We start from the raw sequence: 21,457 nt of genomic DNA on the forward strand, positions 1-21,457 counted from the left end.
TAGAGGGCAAGGAGGAATGTTATGACAAAGGTCAAACCTTCCATGTGTCTGAAAGTTAAAAAGGGTACGTTTTTTATGCCGGAGACCGACCGGGTTTATTTCAGAAACAATGCGGGTTCTTTCCGAATGGAAGGTCCGATGATTCAACAATGGATTGAAAAGCTGATTCCTATGCTGGATGGAAGCCATTCATTAGAGAGCCTGACGGATGGTTTGCAGGATCCTTATCGCAAGCGGCTGTATGAAATTACAGACACCCTTTATCAGAATGGGTTCCTTTCAGATGTCAGTCAGCAACGGCCTCACCAGTTGGACCCTCAGGTAGTGGAAGCATTCGCTTCACAAATCGAATATTTAGAAAGTTTCGTGGAATCTCCTGCCTGGCGTTTCCAACAGTTTCGGACGAAAAAAGTGTTGGCGATTGGCGAGGGGACCATGTTGACCGGACTTGTATCGGCTATGTTTCAATCTGGGTTGTCGAATGTTTCTGTGTTCCTGACAGATGTGAAGAAGACAAACATCCACAGGCTGTCGGAATTAGAAACAGCAGCCAGAAAAATAGACGATGACGCATCGGTGGAGATTTATTTTGAAAAGGAGTCCTTTTCCTGGTCCGAGATCATCGATCCTTATGATGCGGTCCTATATGTTTGCCGGGAAGAGAAGATGGAAGAACTTCAGAGCATCATGAACGGCTGCCTGGAAAAGAAAAAAGACTTCTTTCCGGGCGTCCTGATGGGGACTTATGGAATCGCAGGGCCTTACATCGATGAGGCTGCACATAATGGTTGGGAATCGGCCTGGCGCAGCCTGCCTGAGCCTATGAAAAGCGGATCGCCATCCTTCCTGGCCTCAGGCCCCGCTCAAGCGATGTTCGCAACGGTTATGACATTTGAATTGTTCAAAAAAATGACAGGAGTACTGGAGTCTCACCGGAGTAATCACGTCTATTTGATGAACTTGGAAACCCTGGAGGGAGGGTGGCATCCTTTTAAACGCCATCCCCTCACTGAAAAGAAATTCTCAATGGAAAGGATAGACCCTGGCGGAGAAATTCCGCACAGGAAAAAAGACGAGAAGGAATGGCTCTATTACTTTGGTGAGTTAACGGCGAGCCCTATCGGCATCTTTCATGAATGGGAAGAAGGTGATCTGGAACAGCTGCCTCTTTCCCAATGTAGCGTACAAGTGGTTCATGTGAAGTCCCAGGAATTGAACCCAGCGATCATTGCCGGAGGAAAAACACATGAAGAGGCAAGACAGGAAGCGGGCTTCATAGGTGTGGAGGCATATGTGAAGCCGCTGAAACGTGACATCTTACAAAGTCCTGATTCTCATGCGGTGTCTGATGACGCCTTCTTCATCGGGGCCGGTGAAAATCTAAGCGAAGCCTGCTTAAGAGCTCTGCAAAAAGCGGTCGAAAACCAATGGACGGTTCAAAAACAACACAAAGCAAGAAAGATCACGTTAAACAAGATTGAAGATGAATCTTGCCGTTATTATTGGCAGGTTCTCAAGACGATGGATACGAATCCTGAGCTTGCTCTTTCAAAGGATCGTTTCGGTTTTCCTGTGGTGTGGGTAAAAACACGCTACAGCAAGTGGAGGGGAGCGGTGGCTCTGCATGAGACACTGGCTGTCCGCAAAGCGTTATTTCTTCTCCTCTTGGAGCAGCAAAATAAACACCTTCCTTCCGGCTATTCATTCCTTTCTTGTTCCCATCTTTCTTTTGAAAAAGAGTCTGTGGACTCTTTGGACCTTCCTTCTCTGGAAGCGACAGACGACAAAGAGGTCCTTCGTCATGCTATTACCCAGTTGGAAAAACGACAGCACAAACCTTCCTTTGCCAAGATCTACATGGAACCTTTCCATGGCGACGGGGTGATCGACCTTTGCGGGGTGTGGGTGGAAAGGGAGGAACATCGATGAGCACTTTCATAACAGCTGTAGGTGAGGGCGTTCTGCTTGAACATGTGGTCAAGGAACTGAAGGCGCATTATGAAGTCACCTGGATACGCAGTTTGGAAATGCCGGTTCCAGAAAACACGGATCTGCTTCTCGTGTTGGAGGACGGCTGGAATCCAGCCTCCTCGATCATGGGAGAAAAGATTGCCCGGGAATATGGGATCGGTTGGCTGAGAGGTTTTGTTGCTTTTGGTGAAGGCGTCATTGGGCCGTTCGTCACCCCGGATAGCGCAGGATGTTCGCAGTGTGCGGATGTGAGGAGGATCATGACAGGAAGCGATCGCGAGGATCTTTGGAACATTCAACACACACTGCTGGAAGGGGCACAGGCAAGACAGGATGAGTGGGTATCCCGGAACGGAATCCAGCAGATGGCGTGTGTCATCTGTCACGAGGTCAACCTTTGGAGCGAAGGGAAACGTGTCCGGACAGATCAGGCGGTCCATCTTGTCAATATGAGGACACTGGAAAACTCCCGGCATCTTTTTTTGCCAGATTCCCAGTGTCCGATGTGCAGCAGTCTGGTAGACGATTCCCCTCTCCTTGCTGAGATGCCTCTGAAGCCGAGTATGAAAATCAGTGAAGACAGCTTCCGCTCAAGGTCGATGGAAGAGTTGAGCACATTTCTGACGAAAGATTATCTCGATCCTCGTACGGGGCTTCTCAATCATAAAATGATTGATTTTGAAACTCCATTCGCGGATGTGATCGTGAATCTTCCACTCATGAACGGTAATGAAGGGTCGGCAGGGCGGACGAATTCCTACGCTGTCAGTGAAAAAACCGCTATCCTGGAAGGGTTGGAACGATTCTGCGGCATGGATCCAAAAGGCAAAAGGACGAAGGTGTATGACTGTTACAGCAACCTCGAGTCAGCTCTTAATCCTCTGGATGTCGGCGTTCATTCTGCTGAACAGTATGCGGAGAAAGGTTTTCCTTTCACCCCTTATCATCCCGATAAGAAAATGAACTGGGTGTGGGGGTACTCGTTATTGAAAAATACTCCGATCTTAGTACCGGAAAGGCTTGCCTACTACAGCATGGGCTGTGGAGGCGGGTACATTTTTGAAACCTCCAACGGATGTGCCATTGGGGGGAGCGGAGAAGAAGCAATTTTCCACGGCATGCTGGAAGTCCTGGAACGGGATTCTTTTCTTATGTCCTGGTATGCAGAACTTCCTCTTCCTCGTATAGACCCCCGCTCTTCCGGTGATCAAGAGCTGCATATGATGATCGATCGGATGAAAGAGATCGCAGGTTACGACCTTTATTTATACAATGCCACGATGGAACATGGCATCCCTTGTATCCTGACTATCATCAAGAAAAGTATAGCGGATACCGGAGATTTGAATATGATCTGTGCAGCCGGGGCTCACCTGGATCCTGTAAAAGCTGTAAAAAGTGCGGTGTTTGAAAGTGTCGGCATGATTGAACCATTAAACAAAGAGTTCAATAAGAACAAAGAGACCTATGTGAAGATGCTGCGCGATTCTTCCCTCGTGAAAAAAATGGATGATCATGGGATGGTGTACGGACTTCCGGAGGCGGAGGAACGGTTTGGCTTTCTGTTGAATCAGGACCAGCCTCTGCAAACGTTCGAAGAAGCTTTTCAAATGAAGCGAACCCATCCTGATCTCACAGAGGATGTAAAAGGTCTATTGGAGGTTTTCCGGGAATTGAATATGGATGTCATCGCTGTAGACCAGACATCCAGCGAGTTGGCAAGGAATGGATTGCACTGCGTCAAAGTGTTGATCCCGGGGATGCTGCCTATGACTTTCGGACATCACCTGAGACGTCTCGAGGGGCTGAACAGAGTCCTGGAAGTTCCTAAGAAGCTCGGGTACACAGATCGTCACCTTACACCCGGTGAACTCAACCCTTATCCGCATCCATTCCCTTGATGGCTGAAGGAGGCGTGAAATGGATCTTGACCGTTTCTTATATCACCTGCAATTCCAAAGTGAACGGGTCATTCCGGCGGATTGGAAAGTCGCATGGGAGGACGCTCCACTTCCTTATAAACTCTATCAGTCTCTACACGAAATCCTGCTCGACTGTGATATTCCGCATTCGTTAAACGAGGATACAACAACTGGACTTAAGAAGCTCAGTCATTTACTCTGGTATGTTTACGGACAGACAGGATACAGTGAAACAACCATGCCGCTGCCAGACGGGCCCGGTGAAGAAACCATCCATACGTTCCGCCGCTACGTCCCTTCGGGTGGAGGATTGTATCCAAGTGAATTGTATATCTATTTAAAAATGGAAGGTGTTCCAGACGGGATCTACCATTATGATGCGGCTCACCACCGTCTGCATCTGATCCGGGAGGGGAATTTCGATACTTTTCTAACGGGAGCACTTGGAAATCGCTGTGATGTGTCTGAAGCGCAGGGAGTGCTTTTCGTGACGACGATGTTTTGGAAAAACTTTTTCAAATACAATCACTTCGCCTATCGTCTTCAGGGGCTGGATGCAGGAGCGCTCCTCGGTCAATGGCAGAAAGTAAGTTCACGTGCTTCCCTTTATACAAGGATATATTTTCAATTCCTCGACCGACCCATCAATCATTTGCTTGGATTGAATGACGAAGAGGAGAGCACATACGCCGTTGTGCCGTTTGCAGAAAGTCTGCAGGATCAACTGGAAAACCTGGCTGGCTCATCATGGAACAGAGACATCCCGGAAGTCGAAACCAGTCACTATCAACGTTCCATAAACGTTCTCGGTTTCCCGTACATTAAAAAAATCAATCAACAGGCCATGTTTGACTCACCCGCACAGTTCGGGGAAATCAAACCCAAAGAGGCTCATGTGAAAATGGGGCCGGCCCACCCGCTGCCGGACGGTGAACCATTGGTCTATGACCTTGCTGAGGCGTGCCGGAAGAGGCATTCGCCAGAATTGAATTTTATAAACCGCCCCATTTCTTTAAAGCAGCTCGCTTTGCTGTTGAAAGAGACGATGCAACCGTCCGGTACAGACCTTTATGAAAAAGACGGTCGAAGCGCCCTGACGATCTATGGATGTTTTCATGGTGTCGAAGGATTGTCTGACGGCGCCTACTGCTATGATGCTGACTCGCACTCATTGCTTGAGATCCGTCAAGGGGACTTCCGTCTCCCGCTACAGAAGGCGATGAAGGTCGATAACGTCAATCTCCATCAAGTACCGATCTGTCTTCATATCATCGGTGAACGGACGCACTATAAAGAAGAGCTCGGGTACAGGGGTTACCGGATTCAGCAGATGGAAGCGGGCATACTTCTGCAACGGTTGTTGTTGACAGCCAGTGCCCTCGGTATGAATGGTCATCCGCTGCTGGGGTATGACGGGAAGGCATGTGATGATCTTTATCTGTTGAAGAAAACGGGAGAAACGACACTTATTCAAATCCCAATGGGCTGTTACCAACCGAAAAGCTCGCTCGTTGGGTATCTGCACACTTAATTTATAGCTCAGGCACTTTTAACGGAGGGGAAATCTACTGTATATATGCACAGGAGATTTCCCCCTCGTTTTTTTGTAATAAAACGTAAGTCGATGGTATGCAGCCGGATGAGAGTGGCCTGGGCAACGAGCAGGGGAGTTGTGTACAAATGCAGAGAAAGCTAGAATAATAGAGAAGAAGGGAGAGATTCATATGAACGAAGAACAGCTGTTTAAACAGATTAGTCTTGTAAGACAAGCCACATTAAAACAACTGGAAAGTGTCACAGAAGCACAGGCAGACGAGCAGCCGGAAGGATTCAGAAACACCATCCGCTGGAATATCGGCCACATATACGTTGTGCAAAACTCACTCCTTGCGAAATTCGGAGGCAAACCGGTCGCAACTCCATCCCGCTACATAGAGTTGTTCGCACCAGGAACAAAGCCAGCCGACTGGGAGGGGGACATCCCGTCGCTAGATGAGCTGAAGCAAGAGCTTGAAGAGCAGCCGTTGAAACTGAAGGAAGTACTGAGTGGACAGCTCGATGACGAAGCAGCTCAACCTTTCCTATCTCTGCCAACCGTTGGTGAAATCCTTAACTTCACGATCTATCATGAAGGTGTGCACACTGGTACAGTGAAAGCCTTGAAAGACAAGGCAGCTAAGTAAATGAAACGAAGAAAGCTGACTGGAGGTACTGGTCAGCTTTTTTTAAATTTCCCGACCGCACACAAAAACGCCTCCATCCTTAGAGGATGAAGACGCTATTTCTTTAACTCCGGATTAAGTTATGGGGATCGAGGACAAACTTTTTCGCTGCTCCGCTATCAAACTCTTCATAACCACGGGGAGCGTCTTCTAAACCAATCACGGTTGCGTTAACGGCGTGTGCGATGTTGGCTTTTCCTTTTAAAATCGACATCATCAAGCCGCGGTGATACTGCATAACGGGTGTCTGCCCAGTCGCGAACGATTGAGCCTTTGCCCATCCAAGACCAAAGTCCAGTTTCAGTGACCCGCGCCTTGCATCCTCATCGGAAGCGCCGGGGTCTTCGGTTACGTAAAGACCGGGAATCCCTAAGCCTCCGCCAGCTTTTGTTGCGTCCATGATGTCATTCAGGACAGCAGCAGGAGCCTCCTGGTGATTATGTCCATGGGCTTCGAAACCGACACAGTCGACCGCCGCATCCACCTCAGGAACACCCAGGATCTGGTCAATCTGTTCTGTAAGATCATCATGCTCGCTGATGTTGATTGTTTCACAGCCAAAGCTGCGGGCCTGGGCCAACCGTTCTTCGATCAAATCCCCTACAATGACGGCAGACGCACCGAGCAATTGGGCGGAGTGGGCAGCGGCAAGGCCTACGGGGCCGGCTCCTGCAATGTAAACGGTCGATCCCATTTTCACTCCGGCTGTGTAGGCACCGTGAAATCCGGTAGGGAAGATGTCCGACAGCATGGTAAGATCGAGCATCTTCTCCATCGCTTCGTCTTTGTCTGGAAATTTGAGCACCTGAAAGTCAGCATAAGGAACCATCACATATTCGGCCTGACCGCCGACCCAGCCTCCCATATCCACATAACCATAAGCTGAACCCGGTCTGTCGGGATTAACGTTCAGGCAGATGTGGGTTTTTCCTTCGATACAGTTCCGGCAGCGTCCGCAGGCAATGTTGAAAGGAACAGAAACAAGGTCCCCTTTTTTGACAAATTCAACATCCCTTCCGGTTTCAATGACTTCGCCTGTAATCTCATGGCCGAGAACAAGACCTTCTGGAGCTGTCGTTCTTCCGCGTACCATATGCTGGTCACTGCCGCAGATATTCGTCGATACGACCTTCAAAATGACCCCGTGTTCACATTTCCTCCCGACATTCTGCGGGTTTACACCTGGCCCGTCTCTCAGGACCAATTCTGGAAAATCAATCTCTTTTACCGTCACTCCACCATTTCCTGTGTACGCTACAGCTCGGTTATTTGTCATTTTTCTCCTCCTCAAGGGAAATTCAAAACCAAACGATAAGGTCACGATACCTAAACTATGAGTGATTGAGACAATGGTTAGGATATTCCCTTAATTTGGCATGAAAAACACAATTATGGAAATTCCTTCCTCGCTGTCCCCTTTCTTGTCCTAGAAGTCACGGACGAGATACCTATTTCACTTCTCAAACGAAAATAAGAAATGATAAAATATTATTAGAAAATAAGGAATTTTCTTTCTTATCTACCGTCGCTTATTGGAGATGAAAAAGTAATTCCCAAATATAAGGGGAAAAACTACAACTTGAGGAAGGGTGAAAGCATGGAAGTCACTTATGATTACTCCAATCAATTGAAAGGGTTTTTCGAGAAAAACAATCAAATTTTTGAACAAATTCTATTAAACGAAGCCGTGAATGTTAAAGACAAGATTGATGATATTCTTACTGTAGGGAACATCGACCTTGTGAACAATGCCCATCACCTCGTTTTTTATATGATTGATGGGGAAGATGTAGCCTTGAGGGAATTTGCCAAAAAAGAAGGAATTGCCTGGGCGACACATGCTATTGACCTTTCATTCAAATTGGAATGGGTGCAGGCCATCCGGAGAACACTGTGGATCATGATTGAAAAATTTTATGAGATGAATGAAAATAAGCAAGTCTGTGATTTTTTTCAAATGGAACATGCCATCAATAACCGCCTCGATGAATTCTTAAATTCGTTCTTCATTAATTATTCTACATACAAAGATTCTCTCCTTACCGCTCAACAAGAATTGGTGAAGAACCTTTCTGTTCCGATCATTCCCATCGATTCCTCGATCTGTGTACTTCCACTCATAGGGGCGATGGATACCAACCGTATAGAAATTCTGAAAGATCAAGTGTTAGTCAGAGTATCTGAATTGAGGATTGAGACATTGATCATTGATTTGTCCGGCATCGCATCCATGGATAAAGAAAGTACGGTTGAATTAATGAAAATCATTGATGGTATAGCGATGATGGGATGTAAAACGGTCATCACGGGGCTGAGGAAGGAAACGGTAAGAGAGATTACAAATACGGGTGTAAACTTCCATAAGCAAACGAAGACCCTGGCTACTTTACAGCAAGCGTTAAGTGTATATTTTATTCAAGGAAAGAAGTAAACGGAGATCGTTAAGAATGAAAAAGGAGAGGGAGATTTTCTACGTTCCCTCTCCTTTTAGGGGTGATGTTTGGCCCTCCTACTTAAGTCTTTCATCCGTAATCAATCTATGAACGTTGAATCGAAACAAATGGACGAACGTAGATTTCCTGCTCGTACCTGCAACGTGGAAGATAAAGAAATTATGGCACAAATCAGAAAAAAGTGAATTCCCGAACATTAATTATATTCATTGACCTCACCCGTTTCGATTGTTATGATTCTCCCTATCATTTCATACAAATACAGCACCTTGTATAAGTTCAGGAATATGGCCTGGACGTTTCTACCAGCTACCGGAAATGGCTCGTCTACAAGGGAGGGAACGTCTATGTTCCTTTCCTTAGGTATAAGCACCGGTAGATGGCCGGTGCTTTTTTCGTTTTATAGGAGGGAACATCATGAGAAACTTTTTTCAATTCAAAGAACGTGAAACGAACTTTCAAAAAGAAACACTCGCAGGAGTAACGACGTTTCTTTCCATGGCTTATATACTAGTCGTCAATCCGATCATCTTAAGTCAGGCAGGGATGGACAAGGGGGCGCTTTTCACAGCGACCGCTTTATCCGCGATTGTCGGCTCGCTGTTGATTGGACTCCTTGCCAACTTCCCTGTAGGGATTGCGCCGAGTATGGGGTTGAACTCTTTCTTCACCTTTTCGGTCGTGATTGGAATGGGGATTGAGTGGCAGGTCGCTTTAACCGGTGTCTTTATTGCGGGTATTATCTTTATGATTCTAAGTCTTCTGAAGATCCGGGAAAAAATCATCAATGTGATTCCGAAAGATTTAAAACATGCGATAGCGGGAGGCATCGGCTTTTTCATCGCGTTCATTGGCTTGAAAAATGCCGGCATCGTCGTTGGGAACGAAGAGACATTCGTATCCATCGGACAACTGACTTCTCCAACGACGGCTCTTGCTGCGTTCGGCTTTATCGTTACGCTGATGATGCTTGTCCGTGGGATCCGCGGGGGCATTTTTTACGGAATTGTCATCACCAGCATCATCGGTATGATTGTTGGCCTGGTGGATGTGCCTCAATCGGTTGTCGGGAATATCCCAAGCCTTGAGCCAACTTTCGGCGTTGTTTTTCAGCATCTGGGGGATATCTTCAGACCGGAAGTCTTAGCCGTTATTTTCACCTTCTTATTTGTTGCATTCTTTGATACGGCAGGAGCTCTGATTGCGGTAGCCAGTCAGGCAGGAATTATGAAAGACAACAAAATTCCAAACGCTGGCCGTGCGCTATTGGCTGACTCTACGTCCGGAGTGGCAGGAGCGATCTTCGGGACGTCGACGACCGCTTCCTTCGTTGAATCGTCCGCGGGAGTTGCTGTTGGCGGCCGTACAGGGTTTACGAGTGTCGTCATTTCCATCTGTTTCTTCATTGCGTTGTTCTTTTCACCTATCCTTGGTGTCATCACACCCGAAGTGACAGCACCTGCACTCATCATCGTCGGTGCACTCATGGCGACAGAAGTGAAAGAAATCGACTGGAGCCGATTTGAAATCGTTGTGCCGGCGTTCGTTACGATCATCATGATGCCGCTCACGTTCAGTGTCGCTACAGGTATTGCACTTGGTTTTATTCTTTATCCATTCGCTATGATTGCGAAACGGGACTGGAAACAGGTACACCCGATTATGTACACGCTTGGCGGACTCTTTATTATGTACTTTGTATTTTTATAATTCTCCTATCTATGAAAAAAGATCTGTCTCGCGCTTTGATGAAGCGCGAGACAGATCTTTTTTGTTTCATCCCTCGATTAGGAGTTCAGGTCCTTTTTACAGAAGTACCAGTCGACACAATCATAATCAGGGTTATCCATCCGTGCTTTGGCGTCTTCCGTCGTTTTTGGAGGAGAGGCAATGACTTTTTCTCCTTTTTTCCAATCAGCCGGGGTGGATACGCCGTGTTCATCCGTCGTTTTCAGTGCTTCGACAAGGCGTACGATCTCTCCCATGTTCCGTCCTGTTGTGAGTGGATAATAGATGACAGAACGGACGGTCCCTTTATCATCGATGACAAAGACAGCTCTTGAGGTTTCTGTTCCGTTGCTTTCCGGCATAATCATCCCGAACTTTGTCGCGACCTGCTTATCCAAATCAGCAATGACGGGGAAATCAATGGTCGTTTGGAAATTTTCTTCAATGTTCCGGATCCAGGCAATGTGTGAGGTCACACTGTCGACACTCAAGCCGATCAATTCCGTATCCAGCTCGCGCAGTTGATCATAAACACCCTGGAAGCCCACGAACTCGGTTGTACACACGGGTGTGAAATCAGAAGGGTGGGAGAAGAGAACCACCCATTTTCCTTCATAGTCGTTCAATGAGATTTCCCCGTGGGTCGTTTGTGCGGTGAAGGCTGGTGCTTTTTCACCGATTCTAGGTAAACTGTAGGTTTGTTCCTGTACCTGATTTTCTTGTTCCATACCAACACTCCTTTTAGCGATTTTTAAGTACACAGTAGTTTCATAACCGATTTCTCATATACCAAAACGGGTATGTTGGGTAAAATATGTAAATTCAGTGAATGGCTCGTTTGACTTGGTATGGATTTAAAAGCTGGGGTGATGACTTCCTCAGGGATTCTTCCGGTGTATAACATGAAGGAAGAAGCGATTGTTATTTTATAGTAAGATAAAAGATACATACCATATCTGATTGAAAAAAGGGAGGAACCATCATGACAAAGGAAACGGAGACTCGGAATAAAGAGGTGTTACCGCTTGAAGAGAAGGAAGCGTTGCTCAACGTTTTACAAGCACGCTTTGAAGAGAATGAGGGACGACATGAGGGGATGAAATGGTCGGAAGTCATGGCTAAACTTGAGGAACAACCAGGGAAACTTTGGTCCCTTAACGAAATGGAAAGAACCGGCGGCGAACCGGACGTCGTCGGTTACGATCAAGAAAAAGACGCTTATATTTTTTATGATTGTTCCAAGGAAAGTCCGAAAGGCCGGAGAAGTGTGTGTTACGATCGTGCCGCCTTGGAATCCCGCAAGAAATATAAACCTGAAACCAGCGCGATGGATCTCGCTACGTCGATGGGCATCGACCTATTGACCGAAGAACAGTACCGAACGCTGCAGGAACTCGGGGAATTCGATTTAAAAACCTCGAGCTGGGTCTCCACGCCTGAGAAGGTCAGAGAACTTGGCGGGGCGCTTTTCTGCGATCGCCGCTACGATCATGTCTTTTTGTACCACAACGGAGCAGAGTCCTACTATAAGGCGAGAGGCTTCCGGGGTTCATTGCTTGTCTAATTGTTTATTGAAAAAAGCCAGCCCCTCCGCTGATATAAAGGAGGGGTTGGCTTTTTCGATAGGGGGTTTCCGTTATTGATACATCTCTTCCGGAAGCTGCTTGCTCGCATCAGGCACGTCATTCGGTTCAATATTGATCACATCAGAAGAATACACTTTGACAATCATCTGTCCTCCATACACCTTAGACCGGATCAATATTGGCTGATTATAAGGGTTTTTAAATGTGAAATCCGGACCATACCAGCTCACCGTCGCATCTCGCCCTTCCGGAACATAAGGGACGCGCTTGCTGTGTGAATAGCGTTCCATGATCTTCACGCCCGCTTTGTCTACGGAGTTAAACAGAGTGGAAGATAATTGACAGATGCCTCCTCCGATGCCTTCCGACACTTCTCCTTTGACGATGACCGGTGCTTTCTTATATCCCTTTTCCACCGTCCTTTTTCCTACCACTTTATTGAAGGAAAAAACCTCGCCAGGAAAGACGACATGACTGTCCAGGGCCTCTGCAGCCAGTCGGATATTGTGGGAGCGTTCTTGATTATTTTTATTGAAATAGGTCACATACTGGCCGATCTGTTTTGTGCGTATTGTTGCGAGCAGTTCACTATCGACTCTTGGATGAGCAGGTAGTGTAGGTACGTGGATCGAAGATGGCCCGGTTGCGTGCAGGTAGCGGTGCAACTCTTCGGTAAATGTACGCACATCCACTTTGGATCCAGGTTTGCCCGGGATGATTTCATCCGCTTGTCCGATCTTCGCAGGAACGGGCTCACGGTTGATTTTATCTTCCAATTGTCCGATCAACTGCGCGGTTTTTTCCTGATTGACAAAAGGCTTTCCCAACATCTCATCCTGGAATTCTTTTCGATTCACGGTCATCAATTTTTTCCCGTCGTGCGTGATGGTTAGATGCTCTTCCTGAATGAACGGTGCAGTGATGAATAAGCAAAGGGATAAGATGGCAATTTTCATTCCTGATTCCTCCTGAAGTTAGTATGAGTAGGAGCGAGAAGAAACATGTGAAAATTGTATCTTTGTGTGAGTGTATGAAACGATTATTTCTTTCAATCGTATGGAAAGGAAGAAAAGGAGGGATGACCTTGAGTGAAGAGTTACTGAATAAAGTCAGACGAATTCTCCTTTACATTGCATTTTTGATGGCTGCCTTTTTCTTTTCCTATATTCTCGCTTATCCGCTCGGGTATTCTCCGCTCGGTTATGAAGTCGTGAAAAACCATGACAATACGGTCGTGGTAAAGTCTTTGAATACGTGGGGCATTGCAGAAGAGAGGATCACCTATCAAGCGCCTGAAGAGGATGAATGGAAAGCGAAAGCGCTGGTCGATCGCATTGAGAGACAACCTATGGAGTACCATCTCTTTTTCACTTCGATCATGGTAGCGGTTTTCTGGCTCGGGATGGAGGTCCGGAAAGGTCAATCATTGAAGAAAGTGCTTGTTCTCAGTGGTTTTTATGTTTTTGTATCAGGATTATCACTGATCCGCCACTTGCGCGATATTCAAGAAATTTTGGAGGGTACCCTCTATTAGTCATCGTCAGACGAAAGTGGTCCCCCCAGTCATTCAACCTTTACATAGGCACTACTGTTCTATCAGGGAATGGGCAAGAAGTTGAAACCTTTCGAGCTCCTTGAACGTAAAAAAAGTCAATGAATACTTGGGGGAGGGAGAAAAAGATGGGGATTGGCTCGTGGATCATTTTGTTCTTTATCATTTTCATTGCTATCGGTGGATTTAAAAAGATGAAAAAATAAGCGAAGGAACATCCAGGGAGCATTCCTTCAATGATTTGGCCCTCATCGTGCTTTCCAATCAGAGGGGCTTTTCTGAAGCTTCTCGTTTAATTTTCCAGTAGTGATTTGTTACGAAGGAATTGGAGAGCAGCCCATGGTCTTCATCTCAGCGGATGAAAGAAGGGAGGATTCTTTTTTTGGTCGACGAACGTTTGCGCAAAGCATTGCTCATCGTGCTTCCGATTTTGATAGTGGTGACACTGATGGGTGTTGGTTTGTCAGGGATGTATTTCAAAGATGATGTGGAAGTAGGGAATATCTTTCTATTGATTAGCTTGATAGGAGCGGCTCTTTTAACTTTTTTATCCTTGCTCTTCAGGAAAAAAGCAAAAGGGGTGACAGGAATCGTGCTGGTTTTTGTTCTTGCGGTTCCTGTTTTATTTTATTTTGTAAACAAGCCGACGACGACATCATTTGGTGCAGCGCTCCCGGATGAAATAATCTCAGCAGAAGTCATTTCGGAAATGAAGATCTATAGTGAAAGGGGGCGGCCGTTCAAATCCGTCACGTTGGAAAACCCAGATGAGAGGAAGAGAATTTTACAAAAGCCCTCGACTATGACACTGGTGACCACAGATGAAGGTCTCTCCCAACACCTCTATTCCATTTGGATTCAGGGGGATTCTTATGAAGACGAGGTTCAGATCATTGTCGGACAAGAGGCTATTCGTATTTTGGGGAATATCGACGGTGAGGATGTGGGCGGTGAGTATGAAATAGAAGGCGGGAATAGGCTATTGCAAGTGATCGAAAATGGAGAGTTAGACTGGAAGGAAGGTTGAAGTGAAGGGCTTTCAGCAAAGAGCATAGGCTATAAGCAAAGAAACGCTCCACGTGATGGTGGAGCGTTTGTATGTGGCGGTTGTTATTCCTGGTATTCTTCCATCGCTTCCTGAATGGCTTCAACATAGGCTTTAAAGTCTTCCGTCTCATTAGATGTTTCTTTCCTTGAGGAGTAACTGATATCTCCGTCCTTATAAAACGCCTTCCTTTGCGCACGCGTTATCTCAAGCTGTACGCCTTTCTCTGTCCTGGTCTTGTTGACGTAGTTGTCGGGGTGGTCACCGTCCAGGTGTTCAGGAGCTATTTCAACGGAAAAACCCTTTTCCTCTAAATGACGCTCTACGATTTTCATCAACTTTTGATCCCGGCCACCGATGAGAGTCATGGGTTCATCACCACCTGCCCCATGAATGGAAATGTGATAATCGGCCTTCCCAACCATTTCCAGTGCTCGGGGTTCATCAAAGTTTGTGGAAGTAATATGTAAGTTCCTGAAATTATGAGACGCTAACCTTCCTTTGAATGCGTAATAGGGATAATCATCTCCGGCAATCGCCTCGGCAAGGGAAGAGGTCGTTTCTTCAATCCCACCGCCGTGGATGGCGCTGACCAGCCATTGTTGATTACCTAAGGAACTCGTGGCAATGCCCCAGTCTTCCCCTTCATTATAGACTTCCTTCAATTCTTCAAATGAACAGAACCGATCCCCGGAACAGTCGTCTTCCGTCATTTTTGATTTCTCTTCTTTTCCCTCATTTAAGAACCATAGCACCGCTGCAATCGAAACAGCCACGGCCAGGGCGAGTTTCAGCTTCATCTCTACACCTCTTCCTTCTAAAGGTACTCTATCAATGATGAAGGCATATGGATAACAATATGCTTCATAAAGAAAGGAAATGAAGGGGAATTTTATTGGGTGGGTAAGTAAGACAGACAGGTTACGGGTCAAACAAAGGCCTGGCTAGATCTGCTTGTTAGGGAAAGCATCATAAACGCATGGAGCATGTGGCACGATAGAAGAGGAGAGAAAGTTACAAATTCTTACTGCTCTGCTACTATGAATGTAGTCAAGATTTTTAGGAGGCCTGTACATAAAGATGTCTACATCAAAGAGAATGCAGCTGGTCATTCCTTTTCTTACCGTTCTTATGATGTTGTTTTTCCATTCAGCGGAACAGGAAAAGGAGGTCTCGGAAGGGGAGACGACATTGAAAGAAAAAATCGATCATGTGTTAGAGAATGAAGTTCTTCATGGGGCGGTGGCTGGAGTGAGCATTCGCCATGCCGAGTCAGGCGAGGTGGTTTATGAGAAAAACGCGCATTTGCGTCTGACGCCCGCCTCGAATACAAAATTGTTTACAGGAGCTGCCGCCTTGGAAACGCTCGGACCTGCGTACACGTTTACTACAGAATTGTGGACGGATGGGGAAATCGAGGATGGCCGGTTGAATGGAAACCTGTACTTGAAAGGAAAAGGGGATCCGACCCTATTGGAGAAAGACTTGAGGGCTATGGTTTCTTTTTTGCAGGAAAAGGGAGTCCGGGAAATTACAGGAGACGTTCTGGTGGATGATACGTGGTATGACAACATCCGTTTATCTGATGGCATTCAATGGTCAGAGGAAAGTGAATACTACGCGGCTCAGGTGTCTGCTCTGACTGTGTCCCCGGATGATGATTATGATGCAGGGACCGTGTTGATCACCGTCTCCCCTGCAAACAAAGAAGGACAGCCGGCGAACGTCAAAGTCACCCCGGATAATGAATATGTAAAGATCGTGAACAGGACAACGACCGGAAAGACAGAAACAGAAGAGGAATTAATGATTGAGAGAGATCACGGGACCAACACCATCATCATTGAGGGAGCGATGGACATCGATGATCCTGTTTCTAATTCCTGGATTGCCGTTTTTGAACCGACAGGGCTCGTGGATGAACTTTTTCATCAATCGTTAGTGAAAGAAGGCATACGGGTAAAGGGTTCTTCCACTAAAATAGCAGAAACGCCTGAACACGCCACGCGCTTGTATGAGCATGCGTCCATGCCTCTAAAAGAGTTGTTTATTCCGTTCATGAAATTGAGCAACAACGGTCATGCGGAAGTATTAGTGAAGGAAATGGGCAGAGTCGTCCATGGTGAAGGGAGTTGGGAAAAGGGACTGGATGTGGTTGAAGCGGAAATGCGTCGTTTAGGGGTGAACATGGATACCGTACAGCTGAATGATGGATCAGGAATGTCTGCGACCAATTTCATTCCCGCGCATGAAATCTCCCAGCTGCTCTTCCAGGTTCAACAAAGAGAGTGGTTCTCTGTATTCCGACATTCGCTGCCTGTGGCCGGGAATGAAGAGAGATTTGAAGGAGGCACCTTGCGTGAGAGAATGCAGGAAACCGGGGCGGAAGGGAATGTCCGTGCGAAAACAGGGACGTTGACAGGTGTTTCTTCCCTTTCCGGGTATGTCACTACAAAGGATGGGGAGCCTTTGATTTTTGCGATGGTGTTCAATCATTTCTTGGCGGAAGATGTGGACGAGATCGAAGACCAATTAGCAATCATCCTTTCGGAGCATGTGCTGTCAGTGAAAGAATAACAAAGCGCCGGCATTCCTTACGCCCGTTTTTTATGGGTAAGGGCCGGTTAAGAAGGGAAAGACTAACTGTAGCTCATTTCTTACCGGGAGGTTTCTCATGCACGGATTTCATGATGTTTTTATTCAAATTCTACTGTTACTCGCCATCTCTGTCACCGTTATCGCTATCGCCAAGCTTTTGAAAGAACCGGACTCGATCGCTCTTGTTCTGGTTGGCCTCGTGCTCGGGTTGACGCAGCTCCCGTTCATTGAGGAAGCGGAAAGCTATATTACACAATCGGAAGTGTTCCAAGCGACCGTCATTTCACTGTTTCTTCCGATCCTGCTTGGGGATGCGACACTGAAGCTTCCTTTTCACCATCTATTTTCACAAAAGAAAACGGTCATGGGACTCGCCTTTTTGGGGACGTTCATATCCTCGCTCACGATCGGGGCCGCGGCTTATTTCTTATTGGACCTGCCCCTTGCGGTCGCCTTTACATTTGCTGCACTGATGAGTGCGACCGATCCGATCAGCGTGCTTTCCATTTTCAAGTCTCTTGGAGTGAAACAAAAAATGTCGACGGTTATGGAAGGCGAGTCACTATTCAATGATGGCATAGCCGTCGTACTCTTCAAAATCGCCAGCATCTACCTGCTCACCTACATTGAAATGGGCTGGGCGGGGCTCGGCAGCGGGGTATACATGTTCTTGAAATTCGCGGTCGGTGGTGCTGTTATCGGTCTGATCTTGGGTTATGTGTTTTCTCAAGTCATCCGTGTCTTTGATGATTACCCGTTGGAAGTTGCCTTCAGTGCTCTGCTGTTTTTCGGAAGTTATTTTATTGCTGAGCATTTCCATACATCAGGGGTCATCGCTGTTGTCGTCGGTGGATTCGTCTTCGGCGATTACGGCGCAAAGATTGGGATGTCAGAAGAAACGAAAACAAACTTGAATACTTTCTGGGACAGTATCACTTTGCTTGCGAATGCCTTGATCTTCCTGATGGTCGGCCTTGAGATACGGAACATCGATCTTGCCGGCAACTGGGGATATATCGTGGGAGCGATTGCCATTGTACTGGTGGGACGTACCATCGCCGTGTACATCGGGACAGGATGGATCAAAGAACTGTCTTCGAAAGAAAGAATTCTCATCAACTGGGGTGGCTTGAGAGGGAGTCTCTCCATCGCTCTCGCTTTAAGTCTGCCTATGGATTTTGACGGACGCGAACAAGTGCTGTTGCTCACCTTCTCCGTCGTCCTTTTCTCATTGATCGTCCAGGGACTGACCCTGAAACCCGTCATCAAAAAACTCGGCCTTGCTTAGCATCCAAATTTTGGTGTACCAGGTCATACAGATAATGGAAAAAAGCCTCCTTCGACGAATCGTCGAAGGAGGCTTTTTTTACATTTTTTCTTTGATTTTTGAGAGTGCTTTTGATAAATCTTCATGGAGGACATAGTCAAAAAGACGGTCCTTTTCTGTTGGTTCATTGTTGATGAGCACGGTCGTCGTGTTTTCCTGTTCATAGGCAAGATACGGCAGCAGGTTGAATGGCGTCACGAAAAGCGATGTGCCCATGACGAGCAAAAGGTCCGCTTTCTCGATGATCGCCTCAGCCTCATCATGAGCCGTGATCATGTCGCCAAACAGAAGGACATCCGGTTTCAAAACCGTGCCGCAGTCCTTGCATACCGGTACAGCTTCTCTCATGATATCATCCAAAGAATAGGAGCGGCTGCAGTCCGGACAGCTCGACCGGTTCAATGTCCCATGATATTCAAGGACACGGGAGCTGCCGGCGAGCGAATGAAGCCCATCGACGTTTTGCGTAATGACGGATACTTCCCGTTCATCAGTTTCCAGTTCCTTGATGAAGTGATGGACAAGGTTCGGCTTGTAGTTTTTCAACAGTTTCATCCGGAAGATCGCTTTATATTTTTTCCAGAAGTCTTCAGGATCATGGAAAAAGTAATCCGTGGACATGTAAAACTCGCGATCATGATTTTCTGTCCATAATCCTTCACTTGAACGGAAATCAGGGATACCGCTTGCGGTCGATACCCCGGCACCCGTGAGAACGGCGATCTGTTCTGCAGATTTTATATGGAGAGCAATGGTTTCATGCATAGACGAAAGCTCCTCTTACTGTTTGTTAAAGCCTTTCTTTTTGACGATACTGGTCACATCCATACGCATCGGTTTTGTAAACCGTCGCAGCATTTGATCGGTCCAGGAGTCATTCCTTGTGTTCGTCTGACGCGACTGATAGTAGGCGGCGATTTTCTCATCAAAGGCTCCAAGTTCATCTTTGTGATCGCGCCTGTATTCATTTTCAAAGTAAACCGCTTCTTTCGGTAGCCGCGGCTTTTTGTCAGGCTGGTGATCAGGTTCACCAAGGACCATGCCGAAAAGCGGAAGAACGTGTTTAGGCAGTCCAAGGATTTCATCGACTTTATCGAGCTGGTTTCGGATGCTTCCGATATAGCAAATCCCGAGCCCCATCGATTCCGCAGCAATGGCCGCGTTCTGGGCAGCAAGTGCTGCGTCAATGGCAGAAACGAGGAAATGTTCACTGTTTTCAAGGTTTGTAAGCATCTCTTCATACTGCTCTGAAGAAGCGTTAAGAGTATGCCGGTAAAGATCGGCACAGAAAATCATCAGATGGCCGTTATCTTTCACATATCCTTGACCGGTGATTTCAGCGAGTTGGGCTTTTTTCTTTTCATCTGTCACCCCGATGATGGTATAAGCCATCATATAGCTCGAAGTAGACGCTTGCTGGGCCGCTGATAAAATGGTGCTCAGCTGCTCGTCAGTGACCGGGGTATCTTTGAATTTCCGAATCGACCGGTGATTTAATAATGTTTCAATCGTTTCATTCATCATCGAGTCCTCCTATTTGTAAATCCAATGTGTCTGAACCGAATCCTCGGTCTCAGAACCGGCCATTGGATCGCTACTGGTGATTTGCAATTGTTCTTCATCCATAAAAGTAACAGAATGAATAGTGTATTGATACTGATTCGGTTTCGGCAGGAGGTGATCTTCTCCGGCTTCAAGATCAATCGGCTCAAGTGTCTCACGATCCATCACGACAAGCTGATGCTTCGCCTGCTCCTCATACGTACGTTCGAAAAGGTAAGCCACATACCGCTCGTCAGGAGAAACGTGACTTGAGACAAGTTTGCTCAAATCACTCATTAAAAAGGAGTGCTTCTGTTCGAAATCAATCATCAAATGCGAGCAGCGCTGTTCGTGACAGGCAAACTCCACCAAATACTGATTCTCTGCTATTTTAGAAAAAGGAAGCTCTTGCAGTTTTTGGTCTGGTTGATCAAAATTATGTACATATTGAGATAGAATGGGATAGTCTTTGGCCGTGAATGGGTAGGAAGATCCATCGAGAGTGAGCTGCATGTTGTCGCTGCTATTTTCAGCTTCTGCTTCTTCTATGAGGGGGGCGTCTCCTTCAAATGGCTTATTATTCAACGAGTCTTCTGCTTCAGCATTCGAGCTGCATCCGACCATCAAAAGGAGGAGGAAGACGATCCACCACACGTTTTTCTCTATCATAGGCAATTCCCTCACTTAAAAAACCTCTTTTCTACAGGATACCACAACAGGCACTCACTCATGAGGATGAAACTTTTACAAAAATTTATCCGCATTCTTAAAGGAATAAGGGATCGAAGAAAAGAAATATATTCTCATAGGAAAAAGAATGAGGTGGGGGTAATGGGAGAAATCTACAGCTTCAAAGCTTTTCAGTCAAAGAAGGAAAAGAAGAAGGTCCAAGACCCGAGAACAACGGTAGCGATTTATCGAAGCGTTGTTTACTATGTTCACTTGTACAGCGAGGAAACCTACGAACATCCGCTGGAGCATTTAACGACGAATATTCAACTTGCCGCCATTTTTAATAATGACCGGGCTGCATTCCTGGATGCCTTGGCCGCCCTCATTCAACATTGGGACCTCCCTCTGAACACTCATCAGGAGCTGCCTCCCTATGAAGAATTAGCCCAATTCATAACCCTCGGTGATCTTTGTTTATATATAGAAAAAAAGGTGAAAGACCTATAAGACGATGATTTCTCATGTCTCATAGCCTTTCACCTTTTTCATGTTGACGATTCCTACATAAAATTGCGTCAACCCAATTCCAAACAAAAGCGGCCCGACACTCGTCGCGAGCATCGTACTAACCAGCGTCTGTACCATCCCGATCGCCACTAACATCATGTATTTTTCTGCTCTAAACGCTAAGTATGAAGCAAACAACGTACCGATACTGATGATCAAAAGGGCCGGCATCAACCAGGGATACAATTGAGTGAGTTCCATGGTATTCACCTCCTGAAATATATTCTGAAAATTCTTATTATTGAAGATTCTATCACGTTTTGAAACACTGT

20 protein-coding genes and 1 riboswitch are annotated in these 21,457 nt (G+C 46.5%); of the genes, 12 read left to right on the plus strand and 8 right to left on the minus strand.

The annotated features are described in order from the left end of the window. Positions 1–21 precede the first annotated feature (21 nt). The 4 genes from GLW00_RS07480 (at position 22) to GLW00_RS07495 (ending at position 6,076) form a co-directional block, all read left to right on the plus strand. Positions 22–1,929: a bacteriocin maturation protein gene (locus GLW00_RS07480; protein WP_160912722.1), complete on the plus strand. Its 1,908-nt coding sequence runs from the start codon at positions 22–24 to the stop codon at positions 1,927–1,929. Continuing rightward, complete coding sequence (locus GLW00_RS07485; protein WP_160912724.1) at positions 1,926–3,872, plus strand: TOMM precursor leader peptide-binding protein; 1,947 nt, start codon at positions 1,926–1,928, stop codon at positions 3,870–3,872. Before GLW00_RS07480 ends, GLW00_RS07485 begins: the two co-directional genes overlap by 4 nt. Positions 3,873–3,891: 19 nt before the next feature. Further along, entirely contained in the window at positions 3,892–5,424 is a 1,533-nt protein-coding gene (locus tag GLW00_RS07490) for a SagB/ThcOx family dehydrogenase (protein ID WP_160912726.1), read from the plus strand. Between the two features lie 193 nt (positions 5,425–5,617). After that, positions 5,618–6,076 carry a DinB family protein gene (locus GLW00_RS07495; RefSeq protein WP_160912728.1) on the plus strand — a complete coding sequence of 153 codons (459 nt, stop codon included), beginning with the start codon at positions 5,618–5,620 and terminating at the stop codon, positions 6,074–6,076. Between the two features lie 103 nt (positions 6,077–6,179). Here the strand turns inward: GLW00_RS07495 and fdhA are convergent, their stop codons facing one another. After that, entirely contained in the window at positions 6,180–7,391 is a 1,212-nt protein-coding gene (gene fdhA / locus GLW00_RS07500; RefSeq protein WP_160912730.1) for a formaldehyde dehydrogenase, glutathione-independent, read from the minus strand. A gap of 321 nt (positions 7,392–7,712) precedes the next feature. Here fdhA and GLW00_RS07505 point away from each other — a divergent pair, with 321 nt between their 5' ends. Further along, positions 7,713–8,546 (plus strand): STAS domain-containing protein, encoded by an 834-nt coding sequence (locus tag GLW00_RS07505; RefSeq protein ID WP_160912732.1) that lies wholly within the window; start codon positions 7,713–7,715, stop codon positions 8,544–8,546. A gap of 271 nt (positions 8,547–8,817) precedes the next feature. Next, positions 8,818–8,918: riboswitch (purine riboswitch) on the plus strand. Positions 8,919–8,985: 67 nt separating this feature from the next. Next, a complete protein-coding gene (locus GLW00_RS07510) occupies positions 8,986–10,278 on the plus strand; it encodes an NCS2 family permease (RefSeq protein WP_160912734.1) in 1,293 nt (430 codons plus the stop codon). A 77-nt stretch (positions 10,279–10,355) separates the two neighbouring features. On the opposite strand, the gene GLW00_RS07515 is transcribed toward GLW00_RS07510, so the two are convergent. After that, positions 10,356–11,024, minus strand: a complete 669-nt coding sequence (locus GLW00_RS07515; RefSeq protein ID WP_160912736.1) for a peroxiredoxin — start codon at positions 11,022–11,024, stop codon at positions 10,356–10,358. Between the two features lie 254 nt (positions 11,025–11,278). Here GLW00_RS07515 and GLW00_RS07520 point away from each other — a divergent pair, with 254 nt between their 5' ends. Beyond that, positions 11,279–11,860 carry a DUF4256 domain-containing protein gene (locus tag GLW00_RS07520; protein WP_160912738.1) on the plus strand — a complete coding sequence of 194 codons (582 nt, stop codon included), beginning with the start codon at positions 11,279–11,281 and terminating at the stop codon, positions 11,858–11,860. 72 nt (positions 11,861–11,932) lie between these two features. On the opposite strand, the gene GLW00_RS07525 is transcribed toward GLW00_RS07520, so the two are convergent. Next, positions 11,933–12,838: a VanW family protein gene (locus tag GLW00_RS07525; protein ID WP_160912740.1), complete on the minus strand. Its 906-nt coding sequence runs from the start codon at positions 12,836–12,838 to the stop codon at positions 11,933–11,935. A 128-nt stretch (positions 12,839–12,966) separates the two neighbouring features. Here GLW00_RS07525 and GLW00_RS07530 point away from each other — a divergent pair, with 128 nt between their 5' ends. Next, positions 12,967–13,416, plus strand: coding sequence for a hypothetical protein (locus tag GLW00_RS07530; protein WP_160912742.1), 450 nt, complete (start codon positions 12,967–12,969; stop codon positions 13,414–13,416). A gap of 400 nt (positions 13,417–13,816) precedes the next feature. Further along, positions 13,817–14,461 carry a hypothetical protein gene (locus tag GLW00_RS07535; protein WP_160912744.1) on the plus strand — a complete coding sequence of 215 codons (645 nt, stop codon included), beginning with the start codon at positions 13,817–13,819 and terminating at the stop codon, positions 14,459–14,461. A gap of 83 nt (positions 14,462–14,544) precedes the next feature. On the opposite strand, the gene GLW00_RS07540 is transcribed toward GLW00_RS07535, so the two are convergent. Continuing rightward, positions 14,545–15,279 carry a poly-gamma-glutamate hydrolase family protein gene (locus GLW00_RS07540; RefSeq protein WP_160912746.1) on the minus strand — a complete coding sequence of 245 codons (735 nt, stop codon included), beginning with the start codon at positions 15,277–15,279 and terminating at the stop codon, positions 14,545–14,547. Positions 15,280–15,559: 280 nt separating this feature from the next. On the opposite strand from GLW00_RS07540, the gene dacB reads away from it, so the two are divergent. Together dacB and GLW00_RS07550 are read left to right on the plus strand one after the other, a co-directional pair. Next, on the plus strand, positions 15,560–17,056 hold the full coding sequence (dacB, locus tag GLW00_RS07545; RefSeq protein WP_160912748.1) for a D-alanyl-D-alanine carboxypeptidase/D-alanyl-D-alanine endopeptidase: 1,497 nt from the start codon (positions 15,560–15,562) through the stop codon (positions 17,054–17,056). A 97-nt stretch (positions 17,057–17,153) separates the two neighbouring features. Continuing rightward, positions 17,154–18,365, plus strand: a complete 1,212-nt coding sequence (locus GLW00_RS07550) for a cation:proton antiporter (protein ID WP_160912750.1) — start codon at positions 17,154–17,156, stop codon at positions 18,363–18,365. Between the two features lie 78 nt (positions 18,366–18,443). Here GLW00_RS07550 and GLW00_RS07555 read toward each other — a convergent pair whose 3' ends face one another. From GLW00_RS07555 to GLW00_RS07565, 3 genes are read right to left on the minus strand one after another with little or no spacing between them, the layout of a single operon-like run. Further along, a complete protein-coding gene (locus GLW00_RS07555) occupies positions 18,444–19,169 on the minus strand; it encodes an NAD-dependent protein deacylase (RefSeq protein WP_160912752.1) in 726 nt (241 codons plus the stop codon). A 15-nt stretch (positions 19,170–19,184) separates the two neighbouring features. After that, entirely contained in the window at positions 19,185–19,925 is a 741-nt protein-coding gene (gene nfsA, locus GLW00_RS07560; protein ID WP_160912754.1) for an oxygen-insensitive NADPH nitroreductase, read from the minus strand. Positions 19,926–19,937: 12 nt separating this feature from the next. Then, the gene (locus tag GLW00_RS07565) at positions 19,938–20,630 is read right to left on the minus strand and encodes a hypothetical protein (RefSeq protein WP_160912756.1); all 693 of its coding nucleotides are present in this window, start codon (positions 20,628–20,630) and stop codon (positions 19,938–19,940) included. Between the two features lie 147 nt (positions 20,631–20,777). Between GLW00_RS07565 and GLW00_RS07570 the strand changes: the two genes are divergently transcribed. Then, on the plus strand, positions 20,778–21,125 hold the full coding sequence (locus tag GLW00_RS07570) for a hypothetical protein (RefSeq protein WP_160912758.1): 348 nt from the start codon (positions 20,778–20,780) through the stop codon (positions 21,123–21,125). A 12-nt stretch (positions 21,126–21,137) separates the two neighbouring features. On the opposite strand, the gene GLW00_RS07575 is transcribed toward GLW00_RS07570, so the two are convergent. Continuing rightward, positions 21,138–21,386, minus strand: a complete 249-nt coding sequence (locus tag GLW00_RS07575; protein WP_160912760.1) for a hypothetical protein — start codon at positions 21,384–21,386, stop codon at positions 21,138–21,140. Positions 21,387–21,457 lie beyond the last annotated feature (71 nt).

Origin of the sequence: Halobacillus litoralis, from assembly GCF_009856445.1 — a bacterium.
In the GTDB taxonomy this organism is placed as follows: domain Bacteria; phylum Bacillota; class Bacilli; order Bacillales; family Halobacillaceae; genus Halobacillus; species Halobacillus litoralis.

What these genes read in the sequence shown, in the direction of transcription:
- GLW00_RS07480 (WP_160912722.1), top strand. Translation starts at nt 22, where the DNA reads ATGACAAAGGTCAAACCTTCCATGTGTCTGAAAGTTAAAAAGGGTACG.
- GLW00_RS07485 (WP_160912724.1), top strand. Translation starts at nt 1,926, where the DNA reads ATGAGCACTTTCATAACAGCTGTAGGTGAGGGCGTTCTGCTTGAACAT.
- GLW00_RS07490 (WP_160912726.1), top strand. Translation starts at nt 3,892, where the DNA reads ATGGATCTTGACCGTTTCTTATATCACCTGCAATTCCAAAGTGAACGG.
- GLW00_RS07495 (WP_160912728.1), top strand. Translation starts at nt 5,618, where the DNA reads ATGAACGAAGAACAGCTGTTTAAACAGATTAGTCTTGTAAGACAAGCC.
- fdhA (WP_160912730.1), bottom strand. Translation starts at nt 7,391, where the DNA reads ATGACAAATAACCGAGCTGTAGCGTACACAGGAAATGGTGGAGTGACG.
- GLW00_RS07505 (WP_160912732.1), top strand. Translation starts at nt 7,713, where the DNA reads ATGGAAGTCACTTATGATTACTCCAATCAATTGAAAGGGTTTTTCGAG.
- GLW00_RS07510 (WP_160912734.1), top strand. Translation starts at nt 8,986, where the DNA reads ATGAGAAACTTTTTTCAATTCAAAGAACGTGAAACGAACTTTCAAAAA.
- GLW00_RS07515 (WP_160912736.1), bottom strand. Translation starts at nt 11,024, where the DNA reads ATGGAACAAGAAAATCAGGTACAGGAACAAACCTACAGTTTACCTAGA.
- GLW00_RS07520 (WP_160912738.1), top strand. Translation starts at nt 11,279, where the DNA reads ATGACAAAGGAAACGGAGACTCGGAATAAAGAGGTGTTACCGCTTGAA.
- GLW00_RS07525 (WP_160912740.1), bottom strand. Translation starts at nt 12,838, where the DNA reads ATGAAAATTGCCATCTTATCCCTTTGCTTATTCATCACTGCACCGTTC.
- GLW00_RS07540 (WP_160912746.1), bottom strand. Translation starts at nt 15,279, where the DNA reads ATGAAGCTGAAACTCGCCCTGGCCGTGGCTGTTTCGATTGCAGCGGTG.
- dacB (WP_160912748.1), top strand. Translation starts at nt 15,560, where the DNA reads ATGTCTACATCAAAGAGAATGCAGCTGGTCATTCCTTTTCTTACCGTT.
- GLW00_RS07550 (WP_160912750.1), top strand. Translation starts at nt 17,154, where the DNA reads ATGCACGGATTTCATGATGTTTTTATTCAAATTCTACTGTTACTCGCC.
- GLW00_RS07555 (WP_160912752.1), bottom strand. Translation starts at nt 19,169, where the DNA reads ATGCATGAAACCATTGCTCTCCATATAAAATCTGCAGAACAGATCGCC.
- nfsA (WP_160912754.1), bottom strand. Translation starts at nt 19,925, where the DNA reads ATGAATGAAACGATTGAAACATTATTAAATCACCGGTCGATTCGGAAA.
- GLW00_RS07570 (WP_160912758.1), top strand. Translation starts at nt 20,778, where the DNA reads ATGGGAGAAATCTACAGCTTCAAAGCTTTTCAGTCAAAGAAGGAAAAG.
- GLW00_RS07575 (WP_160912760.1), bottom strand. Translation starts at nt 21,386, where the DNA reads ATGGAACTCACTCAATTGTATCCCTGGTTGATGCCGGCCCTTTTGATC.